Raw genomic sequence first — 17,545 nt, 5'->3', positions numbered from 1 at the left:
GCCTTATTAATATTATGCTTTTTTGGCAAAAAAAACAAGGGTATTAACTAAATCTTGTTCTAAAAGCGTAACTAATTCTGCTAAATTATTAATTTTAATATTTTCTCGAAGATATTTTTTAAAATAAACAATGATTTCATGACCATATAAATCCAAATTAACATTTAGCAAATATGTTTCAACAACTTTTTTCCCTTCAAATAACCGATAAGATGTCATTGAAGGATAAAGTTTGCCTTGTGCTAATGTTTCTGTTGCATAAACACCATGGGGCAAAATTACTTTCTGTGGCAAATAAATATTTGCCGTTGGAAAATTAATTGTTCGTCCTAATTGTTTTCCTGGTTTTACTTCTCCACGTAAATTATAATCTTCATACAATAATTTATTTGCTGATAATAAATCATATTCTAATAAAAAATTTCGAATTGTTGTTGAAGAAAACAAATTATCTTGGCGAGTAATTAAATAAACATTTTCTTGACCAAAAAAAGCAATAATATCATTAAAATCCCCTTCACGATTTTTTCCAAACCGAAAATCAGAGCCAATGACAATTTTTGTAACATTAAATTGTTTTTTTAAAATTGTTAAAAATTGTTGTGCAGATAAATTTATAAATGCAGTAGTAATCGGCACTTCTAAATAATAATCAAATCCTAATTTTTCAACAATTTGTTGTTTTGAATGATTATCTACTATTTTTGTATTTGTTTGTTGTAAAAAATTACTGACACTTTGTGACATAGTAAAAAATAATGTTGCAAGGTTATACTGTTTTTTAATCTCCATTAAACGTGTAATTAATTTTAAATGACCTTGATGAAACCCATCAAACAAACCTAAACAAGCAACTTTTGGTTTCTTATCACTTGGCTTATTTCATACTAAAGTTTTCATTAATAATGATCGTCCTTCTCTCTGTCATCTTGGTTTTTAGGTTCAATATGTCCTCATAGTCCACGTTGACAAGCATAAACATGTTTGCTAATATGTTTATAAATTGCTAAAACATTTTTATTTTTATCAATAATAAAAATAATTGGGTCAGTATGGTTAATAATAACAATAGGTTTTCCTTGCCGAATTTCTTCATCATGATGATAAAGCAATAATTGTTGATTATTAGTAAATAAAGCATCATACATCGATATTAACTCATTAAAATTTACTGCTTCAGGGCTAATTGCTTTAGATAGCATAAAATTTCCTGATTGCGTACGGCATAAAGCTGTAACAGTAGCAATAGTATTTAATTTTGCCGCAATATCAGTCACTAAACTTCTAATATATGTTCCTTTAGTACATAACACAATAAATTTAATTGTATGATTATGTGCATCATATTTTTTTAATTTAATTGCCTTAATTGTAATAGTTCGTGGTTTAATTTTTACTTCTTTATCTTGGCGTGCATATTCGTAAAGTTTTTTACCATTAACTTTAATAGCAGAATATTTTGGCGGATATTGTTCATACATAAATCCATTAAATTCATTAAAGATTTTTTTTAATATTTTTTTTTGAATCTTAAATTGTACTGTTTCATTAAGCACATTCCCAGTAATATCACCAGTATCTGTCTCAACAAATAATCGCATTTCAACATCATACGCTTTATCTGTTGTTAACAAATATTCACTCATTTTCGTAGCATTATTTACTAAAACAACTAACAATCCTGTTGCTAATGGGTCTAATGTTCCTGCGTGACCAATTTTATTAATCTGCAATTTTTGTTTAATTTCTTGAATAACCTGATTACTTGTTTTTCCTGTTGGTTTATTGATTAAAAAAATACCGTCATGCATAATAACCACCCCACTTCTTGAAATATTATATCACTTTTTAATATATTCCTAACACTGATTAAAAAAGTACCCTTATTTTTGTCGTATTTTTTACAAAATTAATTGATTATTAGAAAAATATAGTTTATGATATTTATGTATGAAAAATAAATATTGTTACATTTATATCTTTATTAAATTATTCTAGCCTTTCCTTTTGTGCTAAAATTTGTATTTTTTGGCAATATTTAAATCTAAAATAATCTTAAAGTTTGTTTTTAATACGTTTTTAAAAATTAATTAAAGTTTCTTATAGGCTGTTCATTTTTCTTCAATTAATTTTTTTATTTGTCTAAAACAAAAAAATTACTTTTAAAATATTGCAATTTCAAAAATGTATGTTATTATTAAAAATTTCTTAAGTAGACAAATAAGTAAATCAAAATAAGAAAATTGGACATGTTAGGTAATCTTTATTTTTTAATAAAATAAAGCAACGAACAAAATAAATGTATAAATGTATTAAATACCTAAATTGTAGTATACCACACACATTTTGTAGATTGCAAGAAAACAAGAAAAAATAATAAAATATATAATTTAAAATATAAAAAAATTATTAAAAATGATACATATATAAATAAAAATTCTAAAATTGACACACTAAAAAAATAGTTTAAATAAAACTTTATAAATTTTAAATTATTTAATTAAATTAGTTAAAAATTCAAATGGTGTCTGAAAATTTAAAGATTTATGTACTCTTTCAAAATTATAAAAGTAATAATAATCATTTAGTTTATTTTGTAAACTAACTTCATCCAATATTTTTTAATAAAATACAAATAACTTAGTATAATTTTGATGAAATCTTTCAATCTTACCGTTTGACTGTGGAGAACGAATGGGTATTGTTTGATGTAAAATATTTTTATCTGTTAAAAATTGAGTAAAAGTAGTTTCTTTAACGCTACTTTTTTTATTATTCTGATGACTATTAATAAATTCAGAACCGTTATCAGTTCTAATTCGTGTTATTTTGATACCAAATATTTTTTTAAAATCACTAATTGCTCTTTTAACAGCATCAATAGCATTCTCAGTGCATAATTTATCATAAATATAACCGAATACTCCTCTAATTCTTTCATCAATAAAATCATAAACATAATACTTTTTATCAACTGGAAATTTACTTGGCATAAAATATTTCGCATCCATTTGTAATAATCCTAATTCTTTAACTTCATATCTTGGATGTTGTCTTTTAATTTCTTTAATTTTATTTTTTATTTTTAATCATCGTTTATCTTTTTTAAGTCAACGAAAAAATGTTTTTAAATTTTTTGGTGCTTTATTTTTTAATTCTTCGCCATGAATTCCTTTTTTTAAATTATAAAACAATGATAAAAAACCACCAGCACGTTTATCAAAATATTCAAAATATAAATCACAGATATTTTTGCGAGTATCTTCACTATATTGATAATTAATATTATTAGGAACTGTTGATTTTAATAATAAATCTTCAAAATTATTATTTGTATATGCAAGTAAAATTTTCTTTGCTCAATAATAAAAAGTTGAAAATTTATTTTTAAAATATTTTTTAATTAAATCTTTTAATAACAACTTAGTTTCAAGAAAAAACTCCTTGCATAAATTAATATATGCAAATATTTTTGTTTTTATTCTTTTATAATATTTATTTTTATAATTTTTACTTAAAAAATCTTGTGATTTTGCTTGTAAATCGCTTAAATTAGAATCATTAATAATATTTTTCATTAATTTACACCAACCTTAAAAATATAGTATAATTTTATCATTAAAGATAAATTAAAAAAGAAAGGGAACAGATATGAAAAAGTTACTAAGTATTTTAGGAACAATCGGATTAACAGCAACAAGTACAACATCATTAATTAGTTGTGAAAAACCAAATAACAATGAAAACGAAGGGGGTAATAAACCAGAACCTAAACCTACACCAGAACCAGAAAAACTACAACAACCACCAAAAAATAGTAATTGAAAATTAGTTGATGGATTTATAAATGAAAAAAATAATGATAGTAAAAAATATATTGGAATTGTTAAAATTGAAAATGGTTGAAAAATTATAAAATGAACAGGAAAAAATATTGAATGAAAATATCAATACAAAGCAATTTATCGTTGAGATGGTATTAATGAACCAGAAACACCAATAATTGATAAAAATACAGGTAAAATTACAGATTGAAAAGGTTAAAAAGGAACTATATTATTAAGTTCCTTTTTATATTAATCTTACAAATTTCATAAAAATAATTAATAAGAATAAATTAGTTATTGTACTATACAATGCGGGACTAAATTTTCATACCTCAAATGTTTGACTAAAAAAACTATATATTGTTTGAAATATTTTTCCAACACCACTCGCTAATTCATTTACTTGTTTAATACCAGGGATATTATTAACTATTCAAATTGCTGCATTACGAATATGACACGCTAAATTATATCAACTACAACTTTCATATTGTGCTTGTCATCATTGACTATCAGGGAATAATCCACCGTTATTAATTTCTTGTCAATTATAAATACCAAAATTAAAATCATAATAACGGTACATATCATTTTCTTTTTGTGCTTGTAATTCAAAGACATTATAACCGATTTTTTGTTCTTCCATTTTCTTATATTTTAAACCATATTTGTTTTTTAAAGTGCTTTCAAAAACATAACCCTCATTTTGATTAATATTATAATTATTTGCAACGGAAAAATCATAATTAAATACATCTCCATAATTTGTATTATAAAATCGATTTTTATAAGCAGAATACATCTTAAAATCTAATAATTTATATTTATCAGAAAAATAAAAATAACGTGGGTAAATTTTAAAACCATTATTTGCTAATAAACCATATTTTTTACTATATCCTTGTTTATAAGTATTATTTTCTAAATCAAAAATTGTTCGTAAATAATCTTTATAAAAATTTTGCGAAACTGTAAACATACTATTTAATAATTTTTCAAATTGATTTTTATTAATATTATTTTAATCAATTAAAACATCTTTAAAATTAACTAATTTTAAACCAAAAAAGTTAATTAAAACAGTATCATATTGTAAATTATCAATATAACCACTTTCAATAAAATTACTACGATTTTGAAACACCGGCACCAAAGCATACGCAAAAAATGCTTTTAAAAACTTATTAATATAAATTTGACCTTTCATCTGTTCATAATATTTAATATTTCCATTTTCTAAATATGAATTAGTATTTCCATCAAAATTAAAGATATTATCTTTATCTTTCATAAAAGTAAATAAAAAACCTAATTTATCTTTTTGATTTTTAACAGATTCATCAGCATATTTTCAGTTATGAAATAATTCTAAACTACCAGCAATAATATTATTACTTTTATCAATTGTTAAAACCATCCGATAAATTGACTTAAAACTATTTTTTCACAGACTTTCATCAACAATTTCAAAATCAAAGATTATTCGTTGTGTTCCAACAATAGAACTATCATAATCGGGATTACCGCCTTGCTGTACTCTAATATTTTCTTGGATAATAACATCAATATACTTTAATAAAAAAGAACGAGTATTTTGATAATGATTATCAGTTCAAAAAATTAATTTTCCAGTATTATTATCTATTTCTGGTAAATTAGGTTCATTAACACCATCTCAACGATAAATTGCTTTGTATTGATATTTTAATTCAATATTTTTTCCTGTTCATTTTATAATTTTTCAACCATTTTCAATTTTAACAATTCCAATATATTTTTTACTATCATTATTTTTTTCATTTATAAATCCATCAACTAATTTTCAATTATCTTCAATTAAATTAACTGATTTTAAATTAGTTATATTTGCTTTTAATTTATTTAACATTTGCGTTAAATTATATTTATTCGCAAAAGAATAAGCAAAATTTGTCAATTCTTTTAAAAATTGTTTTTTGTCAACATCATAAAATTTATTAATGTTATATTGTTTAACATAATTATCTCAATTTTTATATAAATCTATAAATTTATCACTAGGTTTATCATAAGAAACACCAGTTGAATAACTATATTTTAAAAAATCTAAATACAATTTATCATTATAAGTTAATAATTTTGATGTTTTTAAGGTAGGATTAATAAAATAATTGGTATCACTTCAATTTTCAAAAAAACTACTACGTAAAAACATTGTATTAATAAAATCAGTTTCATTAATGCCGGTTTCTGCACTCCGTTTTGTTCTTACTTTTTCTGTTATTTGTTGTATTTGATGGTTTTGTTGTAATGTCATCGCCCCTAATGAGAAAAAAGAAATCAATAAAATTGGTACAAAAGAAAATAATACTAAAAACTTACGCATTATTCTCTACCAACTTATTTTTACGATTTTCTTTTATTAATTTGATAATTTCATTAAATAAATAACCATAAAAATAATGAATTATTAAGATATATCACAATATATCAAATCATAAACCATAAATTATGCAACCATTTATACCAGCATATTTTTCTTTTAATTCTTCAATCGTTGAAACTGTATCTAATACACATACAAGAGTTAACGAAAAACTTATAATAAGATACAAAATCAAATCAACCCAAGAAATAAATAAACCATTTTGTTTCTTTTTTTTTATTTTCTACATTACTTTTCATAAATTCAACTCCTAACTATATAATGTTTTTGAAATAATAAAACCAATAATATATAAACTTGATATTGTTAACATTAACGGATGACTAAATAAAATCGCCATTTTACCAAAAATAGATAACAACCAAGTATCAGAATTATATAAATCCATAATAATATTTTTTGCTGATGTCAACTGATTAATAATAACAGTAATAAAACCAGTACCAAATATATCGATTGCCGCTGCCAATAAAACTAACTTAATCATATAAAATCAACTCCTTACTTATTTTTTTATTCTTTTAGTGCTATGAATTCTTTTAAACCCTTGTTCTCTTGTTTTTGCTTTTTTTGCTAAACTTGATAACTGTTGTTTATTGCGACTAACTTTAAATTGTTTTCGTTCTTTAATGTGTTTTTGTAAACCTTGTTTAGTATTATAAACACCCCGAACAGTAGCGCCGTATAGTTTAGAACTATTAATAACACCACTTTTAACTGTTAAACCTAAATCGTTATAATTAGTTGATGTTCCGTGAATTGCATAAATTGATAACTTAATAACCATAAAAAAGATTAAAAAATAAGCAATCGTTATATTTGACATTGGTAATTTAGTATTTCAAATCACATCAAAAACAAATAAAAAAGTATCAAAAATAAAACTAAAAATCTTATTTCAATTATTGTTATTAACGCTTTCACTTAATAAATTACTCATTTTTTATCTTTCCTTTCCCTTTTTTTGCTTTTAAATTTTCTTTCAAAATATCAATATCAAACAATTCTAAGCGTTGTTTATTGTTTAATTTTGATATATCTTTTCAAAAGTATTCTTTTTTATTAACAACCTCATCGTTTTTCAAATCACGAACAAAACTTAATCAATGACTATCGTATTTATTAGCAAATTAAAGCGGAATAATTATCTTAAAAAACCGAATTCCTAAACCAACATCCGATTTATGTTTTGCTCGTTTACCTTCTGCTGTTCGTTCTACTGATTTTGTTTTTCAAATTTCATAATCTGTAATATCTTGGAAAATACCAATTCGCATAACAAAACTACGATTAAAAATATTACCTAATTTTGACTTAACGGGTTTTTCGATGAAATTGTAATAATAATACCGCTTGCTAAATGACGAATATTATTTCACATCATACCCTCACGCTCTGTACGGTAAAAATCGCTCTATTTTTAAAATGTCTTGCTAAAACAATCCACACACTTTTACCACCATGAACTTTTTTAACTTCGTGTGGACTAGTTCCATCAATATATAAAAAACTTTCATCAAACAAAATTAAACTATCGTCAGGTGGTACTAATTTAGTTCTATCAGTAAAATATAAATTATTAAAAGTTAAAATTTTTATTGCATCATCTTCAATTGGATAATTACTATAAATTTTCTTTGTTAAAAGTTTCATAACTTGTGATAAAAAAGTTAAAAGTAATGTTTTACCAGTTCCTAATTTACCAATAATTACTGATAACGGATTATCTCAAATAAAGTAAACTAAACGAAAAACATTTAACTGATAAAAAACATTTTTTCAAATTCACCAAACAAAATAAACACACTGCAAAGCAAATAAAAGTCAAAATACTAAACCAGTATAATTTAATGAAATTATTCAAAGTAATAAATCAATTAAACTAAACAAAACCATTGAACCACTAATATAACAAAAATTTATTAGAAAAAATACAAACTTTTTCATTACTTAAAATACCCAACTATTTTAAAAATCATTCACAATAAGAACCAAGTTAAAAACAAAATTACAATTCAAACACCAATCATTAAAGTTAAATATTCATTTTGTGTTAAATTTAAAGTTGTAATAGTTTTAACATTCGTTTTATCTATAAACAAAAAGACATGAATAAAAAACTCTTTTAATTTTTCTCAATCATTTTGCATCTTTAAAAACTTCACATTTTCTGAATAAGTTTAAAAAACATTCCAAAAAATAAAACGATAAATAATACAAAAGATAATATATATAAAAATTCAGGAGCATTTGAACCAATAATATAACTTACAAATTGAACTCAATAATTATATAAACTCATTTAATTTAAACTTTCTAAATCATTAATTAATTGTTGTACTTTTTCATCACTTCAATTTGTTAAATTATTATTGTTATTTGTTTTTACTTTTTTAGGTTCATTTTGAAATAGTGCTTTATGCATACGCGTAAAATAGTTTTGTTTATATTGATTATATAAATCAATTATTTCTGTTCCAGTTAAAAATTTTCAATCGTGTTGTTTTAAATTTTCATCATATTTTACAATACGATAAGAATTATCATAAATCAAACCGATTGCTACTTGTTCAGAGTGTTTTTGACTAGGATAAATAAACTTATTACTCAACCAAAAACCAATATGGCAATTATGATTAGGTAAATTTATAAAACTTGCTTTATCTGTTTCAAAAGGAATAAGTTCCTTAGAAATAAAATAATTTGCTATATTCTGATTTTTCTTAACAAAATTACTCAATTTTATCAACTCCTAACTAAATATTTTTTTAATAAACAATGTTATATTTAATCTTATTGCTTATTTATTGATAAAAACATTGATTATTAACAATGTTATACATAATGCTAATATATTGTTTATTTAATGTTTAATAAACAATGTTATTAACAATGTTAAATATATAAAATAATAAAAATTGGCACACTGAAAAATACTATTAAGTTTTAAAGTAATAGTTATATAAAATAAATTAATAAAAAATGAATAAACTAGTGTGCCTTAATTTTGTTTAAAATAACTTAGAATATAGTATTATATTCTATTAAAATCATTTAACCATATGACGGAAGAAGTTTAATATCTTAATTATAATAAATAATCCAAATGGAATTAAAATAATTCATGCATCACCTAAAAAGGTCATTAATTGCGGCAAAATACCATATACAGCGCAGCGTCTTTCACTTTACTCATTGCATTACCTAAACCAGTTCAAATGGAATCCATTCCAGTCCCAAAAGTAACTGCATCTGCTAAAAAATTCATTATTTTCTATCCTCCTTTTTTTCAAGTTCTTTTTTTTCTTTTTTCTTACCTTGAATTTGTCTAACTTTTTGATAAATTGATAAACCAATTCACGCAAAAATACCTAACAAAATCAAAATACTAAATATTCATGTTAATCATACTGGCGTGATATAACTCCTTTCATAAATTAAAAAATTGAAATTTGCAAACTCGCTCCGCTCGTTGTCGCTTCGCTCCACTTAAAAACATTATTGAATAAATTATCCGCTAATAAATTACGCGGAATAATTTATTTTTTTACTTTTTAATCTCAATATCTTTTGCAATCTTATTGACAGTATTAATAACAATATCTTTACCATACTTTTTCAATAACGACCGCAAAATAAAATAATGTTTTGTTTGCATAATTTCAACTCCTTATTTAAAATATTAATAAAATTTATTTTGTAAAAATGTAAATACCACAAAATTACAAAATGTATGTGGTTTCTACAATTAAATACCTAAATGGCCTTTAAAATTAATAAAATATCTCAAAAAATATAAAAAATAGAACTTTTGAACACCCAAAATAAAATAGACACATAAAAAATAGGATTGTGTCATAATTTTATTGAAAGGTGTTTTTATTATGGGCGGAAAATGATTTACAAAAGAAGAAAAATTAAATATTATAAAATATTATCGAGAATATGGGTGGTCAAAAACTTTTAAAAAATTTAACATTGCATATCCAACATTAATTAGATGAAAAAGAGAACTTGCGATTAAAGGAGATTCTGCTTTAGAACCAGGAAATAGGGAAAAAATCTAAAGGAATTCGTAGATCAGGTCGACCAAAAAATATTGATTTTAATGCAATGACAAAAGAAGAATTAATTCAATGCATTAAAATTGTTGAAGATGTAAAAAAGTTCTTAACCAAATCGAAAAAGAAGAAATTTCAGACGGTTTGGTCCTTGAAGAAAAAATACAAGATTAAATATTTATGTAAAATTTTAAATGTTTCAAGAGCAGGATATTATAAATGAGTTAATCATGGTATGAAATATTTTAACAAATGAGGGTGAATAACTGAATTACGGATTTACAATATTCATAAAAAGAAACGGAATATCTTTTTTATTTGTTAAGTCTATATTAACATAAAAATAATTTTTTTAAACAAATAATTAAAATTTAACAACATTAAAAAATAATCATTCAATTAATGATTTGTACACTAGATTTTTTCTAATTTCTGTATATATAATTTTTTAACTACTCATAAATTCTCTAATTGTTTCTATTACATTTATATTATTTAATTTAGCTAATTTTAAATATAGTAAGTTTTTATATGTTTTATATGAATATGCTTTTGCCCCATAACCCAAAGTTTATTTGTTAAATCAAGATATATCACTTTCAGCTGAAACTCCAATATTATACTGTAATTTTTGATTTTTAATGCCTTTACTATGATTTTTAATATATCTAATTAATTCAGTTTTATGATAAGAATTAGCAATTTTTAATAATTTATCGTACTTACCATTAATAAATAAGTTATAACATTCATTATAAATATTTATTTTTGCTTCGGTTTTTCTTCCTTTTAAAAAGGCTCTTTTTAATTCTTTAGAAAAATGAAATCAATCTAAAACATATTTTGCTTATAAATAAGACGCTGTTTACATAATTCAACCATCACCATTTCCGCCAACAACAATTTTAATTTTTTTTGGTAAAATATAATATTTTTCTAATTCCATTAATATTCTTTGAACATAATCTTCGGTATTAATTTCTCCTGTTTTTTGTTCTTTTAATATAACAAAACCTCTTTTATTTGCTAATGTTTTTCTGTTATATTTACATTCTTTTAAATTAAAACCAGTATTAAATGTTGTAATACAACATCTAAATTTTTTAATTTGTTTTTCTTCTTTTAATGTTATAAATCCTTCATCCATAAAAATATAAAGACATGAATTTTCTTCTAAATTAATCTTTTCAAATTTATTAAATAAATGGCTGCTAAAATACTCAATATCATATTTTCTAATTGTTCGTGAAATAGTCATTTTTGATAAATTTAATCAAGGAAAACAATCAATAATATCTTTTTGCCTTTTTCCTTATGCTAATTCTAATATTTTTAGTTCTAAATCTAAGGTAAGTTTTTGATATTTCTTTATTCCTAATTCCTCATCTAAAAATGATTTAGATTCTCAACAATTATGGTCGTATAAAGAAAATAAGGGTTTTAGACAAATAAGAAAAAAAATACCTTTTTAATTTATTGAACTAAATAACATTTAAAAATAAAAACCCTTATTTTCTTTATACGACCACAATCTTCATAATTTCATCTTCTATAAATTCTTATAAGATATTTTAATTCTCCATGTACATCAACTATATTACAGATTCGTTTTGTGATGTTTTAATTTCATATTTATCATACTTATCTAAAACTTTTTCTTTTTGTTCAAAATGTTTAAATTTAACAATGCGTCAATCATTATTTTCATTACCTCGTCATACAACGAAATAATATTTATTATCAACAATAATAAATGGTCTATCATTTGCATAAACTTCCACTCAGTAATTAATTGGTTATGGAGGAACAGGGCCACCACCATTAAAATTAAAATATAATGAATTTAATCCAACTTTACAATTTTCAAATACTCAATAACCTGTTTCTAATTCTAGTGGATTAGATACTAATTCAAGATAATACGGAGTGGAATGGCAACACTTTTTAGGACACTTTTTATATAGACATTTGTTTTCTAAAAGTGGATTGGCAACCCTTTTTAGGACACTTTTTATGTAGACTGGTATTTTCTAAATTCAACGGGAGTTAAATAATTTAAACTGCCATGAATTCGAATATTGTTATATCAATTAACAAAATCAAATAGCTCGCATTTTAATTGTGTTAAGTTTGCAAATTTTTTATCGTTAATAAATTCAGTTTTAAAGGTTTTGTAAGTTGCTTCAGCAACAGCATTATCATATGGGCATCCTTTGGCGCTTAATGATCTTTGAATTTTAAAGGTTATTAAAATTTCATCAATAATTTTATTTTTAAACTCATTACCACGATCAGTATGAAATAAAGTTATTTTATTTAATGGTCGTGTTATCTTGTGAAAAGCTTGTTGAACTAATTCAGCAGTTTTATTTGACCCATCAATATAGCCAATTACTTCGCGATTAAACAAGTCAATTAATAAACAAATATAATGTCATTTAGTGCCAACTTTAACATATGTTAAATCACTAACAATAACTTCATTAGGTTTTTTGTTGTTAAATTGACGATTTAAAATATTATTAATTTCGTCATTATTGACTGTTGTTTTATGATTATGATATTTTAATTTGGTGTATTTATAAACCAAATTATTTTTGATCATAAAGAATCTGATTTTTCGCCGCGATAAGATGATATCTTTTCTGTTTAAAATAACTTTAATTTTGCGAGCATCATAAATCTTGCGACTTTTATTAAAGGCACTGATAACTTCTTGTTCATAATTATTAACATCAAACTTAATACATTTATTAGTTTGATAATAATACGTTGATTTTGATAAACCCAAAATCTTACATATTTTCCTAACTAAATATTTATTTTTGTTGTTATTAATTATTGTTATTTTTTCCCGATTATCAATGCTGTTTGCTTTAAAATGCAATTTTCCATTCGTAATTGTTTGTTTTCTTGGATAGGCTCCAATTATTAGGACCATAATTATATAGACTTCAAAATTAGATAAAATTATTAAGAAAGAAGGAATATAAAAATGGGAAATAAAACTTCATACTCTGAAGAATTTAAAAAACAAATTGTCATGCTATATAAAAATGGTAAAAGTGTTATTAATCTAGGGCAAGAATATAATTTACCAAAACCAACTATTTATAGTTGAGTTAAAAATTATAATAATTCTGGTTCATTTAAAGCAAAAGACAATCGCACACTAGAAGAAAATTAAATAATAACTTTACGAAAAGAACTTAAAGACTTGAAAATGGAAAATGACATTTTAAAGCAAGCCGCACTGATAATGGCCAAAAAATAACAATAATTAATAACAACAAAACAAAATATTCAGCAAGAAAAATATGTAAGATTTTGGGTTTATCAAAATCAACGTATTATTATCAAACTAATAAATGTATTAACAAGCAAGTTAATAATTATGAACAAGAAATTATCAGTGCCTTTAATAAAAGTCGCAAAATTTATGGGGCTCGCAAAATTAAAGTTATTTTAAACAGAAAAGATATCATCTTATCGCGGCGAAAAATCAGATTCTTTATGATCAAAAATAATTTGGTTTCTAAATACACCAAATTAAAATATCATAATCATAAAACAACAGTCAATAATGACCAAATTAATAATATTTTAAATCGTCAATTTAACAACAAAAAACCTAATGAAGTTATTGTTAGTGATTTAACATATGTTCAAGTTGGCGCTAAATGACATTATATTTGTTTATTAATTGACTTGTTTAATCGTGAAATAATTGGTTATAGTGCTGGGCCGAATAAAACAGCCGAAATGGTCCAACAAGCTTTTCATAAAATAACACGACCATTAAATCAAATAACTCTATTTCATACTGATCGTGGTAATGAGTTTAAAAATAAAATCATTGATGAAATTTTAATAACTTTTAATATTAAAAGATCATTAAGCAATAAAGGCTGCCCTTATGATAATGCTGTGGCTGAAACAACTTACAAAACTTTTAAAACTGAATTTATTAAGGGTAAAAAATTTAAAAATTTAACACAATTAAAATACGAACTTTTTTATTTTGTGCATTGATATAACAATATTCGAATTCATGGCAGTTTAAATTATTTATCTCCAGTTACTTTTAGAAAACAAATGTCTATATAAAAAGTGTCCTAAAAAGTGTTGCCATTCCAACCCTTGCCATTCCATATAAAAAAGTTAAATAACAATATTAAAAGTTTATATAATTTTCTTTTAAAGTTATCATATTGATTATTTTTTTTATTTCATCAAGATTTTTCTACAAAATTAAAACAATTTTTTATAAATTTTGTTATCATTTAGTTATAAGCGAAACCTAATTTGTTTCTAATTACTTAATTTTATTAAAAACCTAAGAATAATGAATAATACCGATAATAATTCATTAATGTTTTTTGATTTTATTATGTTTTGGAAGATTACCATTTTCTAAATCAGATTTCCCTTTAAAATCATAATGTTTTTCGGTTCCTTTTAATAAGCGAACAATATTTTGATGATGCTTTAAGATTAATAAAATAGCACTTAAAGTGATAATAATATTAATTAAAGCTAAACTATCATAGTAATTATCATAATTAACATAATGTAAGTAATTCACTCAAGCAAGATGAGAATTTTGAAGTAAATCACCATTAAAGTTAATAACATCAATGCCACTTAATTGCGGAATTCAACATAATGCTCCTGTAAAGAATGCTGCTAAAATTGAAGAAACAGAAACTCGTTTTCAAATAAAAATTGTGCTTCATCAAACAACTGTAGCAATTAAAAAATAATATTGGTTAGTCATTCATAATAACCCTAAAAAAGATGAAACTGTTTTACCACCTTTAAATTTATAATAAATTGGATAAGAATTACCAATTAAAACAAAAAAAGCTGGAATATAATAACTAGTTGAGCCAAAATTAACTCCATTAATATTAATACAACTAATACCAAAGGCAATAAACATTGTAATAGTAACTTTTAGCATATCTAAAAACATAATGGCAAAACCTCATTTTTTTCCTAAAACACGACTAGTATTTGTTGCTCCGGCATTTTTAGAATGATAATCACGCACATCAATTTTATAAATTTTTTTACTAATAAAGATTGATCAACTAAAAGAACCAATTAAGTAACCAATTATTGCCGTAATAGCTGTCTCTAAATATCCATATAATGTCATTCCTTCACCTCTCTTTTACTATTATATAGCAATTAGAAATAATTTAGTAAATAATTGTAAATAAAAGCATTATAATATAAAATATTAATAGTGAAAATTATATTTAAAAGGAATGATAGAGAATATGAGTATTGAAGATAAAACATTAAAGTATGATGAATCATCAATTCAGATTTTAGAAGGACTAGATGCGGTTCGAAAACGTCCAGGAATGTATATTGGTTCAACTGATGTTCGTGGATTACATCATTTAGTTTGAGAAATTATTGATAATTCAATTGATGAGGCATTAGCTGGTTATTGTAATGAAATTGATATTATTATTTATAAAAATAATGCGATTACGGTGGCAGATAATGGCCGTGGTGTTCCAACTGGAATTCATTCATCTGGAAAATCAACGCCAGAAGTAATTTTTTCAGTTTTACATGCTGGGGGAAAATTTGGCGGTGATGGCTATAAAACATCAGGAGGATTACATGGTGTTGGTTCTTCAGTTGTTAATGCTTTATCGGCAGCTTTTGATGTCACAATTTATCGTGACCACAAAGTTTGAAGTATTAAATTTGCGAATGGTGGACAAGTTAAAGGGCCGTTAACAAAAATTGGTACAACAACAACAACGGGAACAACAGTTACTTTTTTACCTGATCATAAGATTTTTAAAGTAATTGATTTTTCTTTTTCAACAATTTCAGAACGAATTCGTGAATCAGCATTTTTAAATAGTGGGGTTAAGTTAACATTAACTGACCAACGCACTGATAAAAAAGTATCATATTTATTTAATAATGGTTTGGAAGAATTTATTACTTATATGAATGAAGGTAAAAAAAGTATTACTCCAATTATTATGTTAAAAAGGATAGAAAAAAAAATTGAAGTTGAAATAGCGTTACAATATTCAACTGAATTTAATGAAAATTTACTTAGTTTTGCCAATAATGTTAAAACAAGTGAAGGTGGTAGTCATGTTGCCGGATTCCGAACAGGATTAACAAAAGTAATTAATGATTATGCTCGCAAAGAAGGCTTATTAAAAGAAAAAGATAAGAATCTTGATTCCGTTGATACACGTGAAGGATTAACGGCCATTGTTTCAGTAAAAATTCCCGAAAATTTAATTCAGTATGAAGGTCAAACCAAAGGGAAATTAGGGACTTATGAAGCGAGGCTTGCAGTTGAAACAATTGTAGCAAAGCAATTTGGATTTTGATTAACAGAAAATAAGGCAAATGCTTATACTATTATTGAAAAAGCATTATTAGCTCGTAATGTTCGTGAAGAAGCTCGGAAAGCACGCGAATCAGCTCGTAATAGTAAAAAACGTGGTAATAGTGATCGCTTATTAACCGGAAAATTAACACCAGCTCAAAACCAAAATAAATTTAATAATGAGATTTTTTTAGTTGAAGGAGATTCTGCGGGGGGAAGTGCCAAATTAGGGCGTGATCGTCGTTTTCAAGCAATTTTACCATTACGTGGGAAAGTGATTAATGCTGAAAAAGCAAAATTTCAAGATTTAATGAATAATGAAGAAATTAATGTAATGATTAATGCCATTGGGGCCGGAGTCGGAAATGGCTTTGATATTAATGATGCCAATTATGGCAAAGTAATTATTATGACTGATGCGGATACGGATGGTGCACATATTCAAACTTTATTGTTAACATTTTTTTATCGTTATATGCGACCATTAATTGAAAATCATCGGGTTTATCTTGCTTTACCACCTTTATTTAAAATTACTAGCACCAAAAATAAACATATTGAATACGCATGAGATGAAACAGAATTAAAAAATAAATTAAGTCAATTTCATGGTAAATTTGAATTACAGCGTTATAAAGGGCTAGGGGAAATGAATGCAGAACAATTATGAGAAACAACAATGGATCCCCAAACTCGTCAGCTAATTTTAGTAACAATTGATGATGCCGTTATGGCTGAAAGACGGATTGTCACCTTAATGGGAGATGATGCTAAAAAACGAAAAGATTGAATTGATGAAAATGTTAAATTTACTTTAGAAGATGATTTTCAAGCAATCATTAATTAAATAGGACAA

At 24.1% G+C, this 17,545-nt stretch carries 15 protein-coding genes and 3 pseudogenes; 4 read left to right on the top strand and 14 right to left on the bottom strand.

Translation table 4 applies throughout. The annotated features are described in order from the left end of the window. Positions 1–12 precede the first annotated feature (12 nt). From ribF to AAHM76_RS02670, 3 genes are all read right to left on the bottom strand, one after another. Positions 13–900 (bottom strand): riboflavin biosynthesis protein RibF, encoded by an 888-nt coding sequence (ribF, locus tag AAHM76_RS02680; RefSeq protein WP_342256564.1) that lies wholly within the window; start codon positions 898–900, stop codon positions 13–15. Next, positions 900–1,811, bottom strand: a complete 912-nt coding sequence (gene truB, locus AAHM76_RS02675; protein ID WP_342256563.1) for a tRNA pseudouridine(55) synthase TruB — start codon at positions 1,809–1,811, stop codon at positions 900–902. The genes ribF and truB overlap by 1 nt, the downstream gene beginning before the upstream one ends. Before the next feature lie 810 nt (positions 1,812–2,621). Further along, entirely contained in the window at positions 2,622–3,578 is a 957-nt protein-coding gene (locus AAHM76_RS02670) for a DDE-type integrase/transposase/recombinase (RefSeq protein WP_342256562.1), read from the bottom strand. Positions 3,579–3,651: 73 nt separating this feature from the next. Between AAHM76_RS02670 and AAHM76_RS02665 the strand changes: the two genes are divergently transcribed. After that, positions 3,652–4,044, top strand: coding sequence for a lipoprotein (locus AAHM76_RS02665; protein WP_342256561.1), 393 nt, complete (start codon positions 3,652–3,654; stop codon positions 4,042–4,044). Positions 4,045–4,071: 27 nt separating this feature from the next. Here AAHM76_RS02665 and AAHM76_RS02660 read toward each other — a convergent pair. The 7 genes and pseudogenes from AAHM76_RS02660 to AAHM76_RS02625 form a co-directional block, all read right to left on the bottom strand. Continuing rightward, a pseudogene (locus AAHM76_RS02660) lies at positions 4,072–6,192 on the bottom strand (spiroplasma phage ORF1-like family protein). 310 nt (positions 6,193–6,502) lie between these two features. Beyond that, complete coding sequence (locus AAHM76_RS02655; RefSeq protein WP_342256560.1) at positions 6,503–6,739, bottom strand: hypothetical protein; 237 nt, start codon at positions 6,737–6,739, stop codon at positions 6,503–6,505. A gap of 18 nt (positions 6,740–6,757) precedes the next feature. Beyond that, positions 6,758–7,192: a hypothetical protein gene (locus AAHM76_RS02650; RefSeq protein ID WP_342256559.1), complete on the bottom strand. Its 435-nt coding sequence runs from the start codon at positions 7,190–7,192 to the stop codon at positions 6,758–6,760. Continuing rightward, a pseudogene (locus tag AAHM76_RS08390) lies at positions 7,185–8,199 on the bottom strand (hypothetical protein). The gene AAHM76_RS02650 and the pseudogene AAHM76_RS08390 overlap by 8 nt, the downstream one beginning before the upstream one ends. After that, the gene (locus AAHM76_RS02635; RefSeq protein ID WP_342256556.1) at positions 8,199–8,402 is read right to left on the bottom strand and encodes a DUF2649 family protein; all 204 of its coding nucleotides are present in this window, start codon (positions 8,400–8,402) and stop codon (positions 8,199–8,201) included. Before AAHM76_RS02635 ends, AAHM76_RS08390 begins: the two are co-directional and overlap by 1 nt. Positions 8,403–8,554: 152 nt before the next feature. After that, entirely contained in the window at positions 8,555–8,992 is a 438-nt protein-coding gene (locus AAHM76_RS02630; RefSeq protein WP_342256555.1) for a DUF3627 domain-containing protein, read from the bottom strand. A gap of 527 nt (positions 8,993–9,519) precedes the next feature. Beyond that, positions 9,520–9,741 carry a hypothetical protein gene (locus tag AAHM76_RS02625; protein ID WP_342256554.1) on the bottom strand — a complete coding sequence of 74 codons (222 nt, stop codon included), beginning with the start codon at positions 9,739–9,741 and terminating at the stop codon, positions 9,520–9,522. Positions 9,742–10,136: 395 nt separating this feature from the next. Between AAHM76_RS02625 and AAHM76_RS02620 the strand changes: the two genes are divergently transcribed. After that, a complete protein-coding gene (locus tag AAHM76_RS02620; RefSeq protein WP_342256553.1) occupies positions 10,137–10,319 on the top strand; it encodes a hypothetical protein in 183 nt (60 codons plus the stop codon). An 859-nt stretch (positions 10,320–11,178) separates the two neighbouring features. Here the strand turns inward: AAHM76_RS02620 and AAHM76_RS02615 are convergent. The 3 genes from AAHM76_RS02615 to AAHM76_RS02605 form a co-directional block, all read right to left on the bottom strand. Next, positions 11,179–11,460 (bottom strand): hypothetical protein, encoded by a 282-nt coding sequence (locus AAHM76_RS02615; protein ID WP_342256552.1) that lies wholly within the window; start codon positions 11,458–11,460, stop codon positions 11,179–11,181. Between the two features lie 445 nt (positions 11,461–11,905). Beyond that, positions 11,906–12,094, bottom strand: coding sequence for a hypothetical protein (locus tag AAHM76_RS02610; RefSeq protein ID WP_342256551.1), 189 nt, complete (start codon positions 12,092–12,094; stop codon positions 11,906–11,908). 230 nt (positions 12,095–12,324) lie between these two features. Further along, positions 12,325–13,254 carry an IS3 family transposase gene (locus AAHM76_RS02605; protein WP_342256550.1) on the bottom strand — a complete coding sequence of 310 codons (930 nt, stop codon included), beginning with the start codon at positions 13,252–13,254 and terminating at the stop codon, positions 12,325–12,327. Positions 13,255–13,308: 54 nt separating this feature from the next. Between AAHM76_RS02605 and AAHM76_RS02600 the strand changes: the two are divergent. Then, positions 13,309–14,420, top strand: a pseudogene (locus AAHM76_RS02600) (IS3 family transposase). Positions 14,421–14,682: 262 nt separating this feature from the next. Here the strand turns inward: AAHM76_RS02600 and AAHM76_RS02595 are convergent. Then, a complete protein-coding gene (locus AAHM76_RS02595) occupies positions 14,683–15,474 on the bottom strand; it encodes a glycerol-3-phosphate acyltransferase (RefSeq protein ID WP_342256549.1) in 792 nt (263 codons plus the stop codon). A 124-nt stretch (positions 15,475–15,598) separates the two neighbouring features. Here AAHM76_RS02595 and parE point away from each other — a divergent pair, with 124 nt between their 5' ends. Then, positions 15,599–17,536 (top strand): DNA topoisomerase IV subunit B, encoded by a 1,938-nt coding sequence (gene parE / locus AAHM76_RS02590; RefSeq protein ID WP_342256548.1) that lies wholly within the window; start codon positions 15,599–15,601, stop codon positions 17,534–17,536. Positions 17,537–17,545 lie beyond the last annotated feature (9 nt).

The sequence above is a fragment of the Spiroplasma endosymbiont of Poecilobothrus nobilitatus genome, from assembly GCF_964030655.1.
Taxonomy (GTDB): Bacteria; Bacillota_I; Bacilli_A; order Mycoplasmatales; family Mycoplasmataceae; genus Spiroplasma.
The sequence above is the reverse complement of the archived record's forward strand: the minus strand, read 5'-3'. Positions and strand labels throughout refer to the sequence as shown.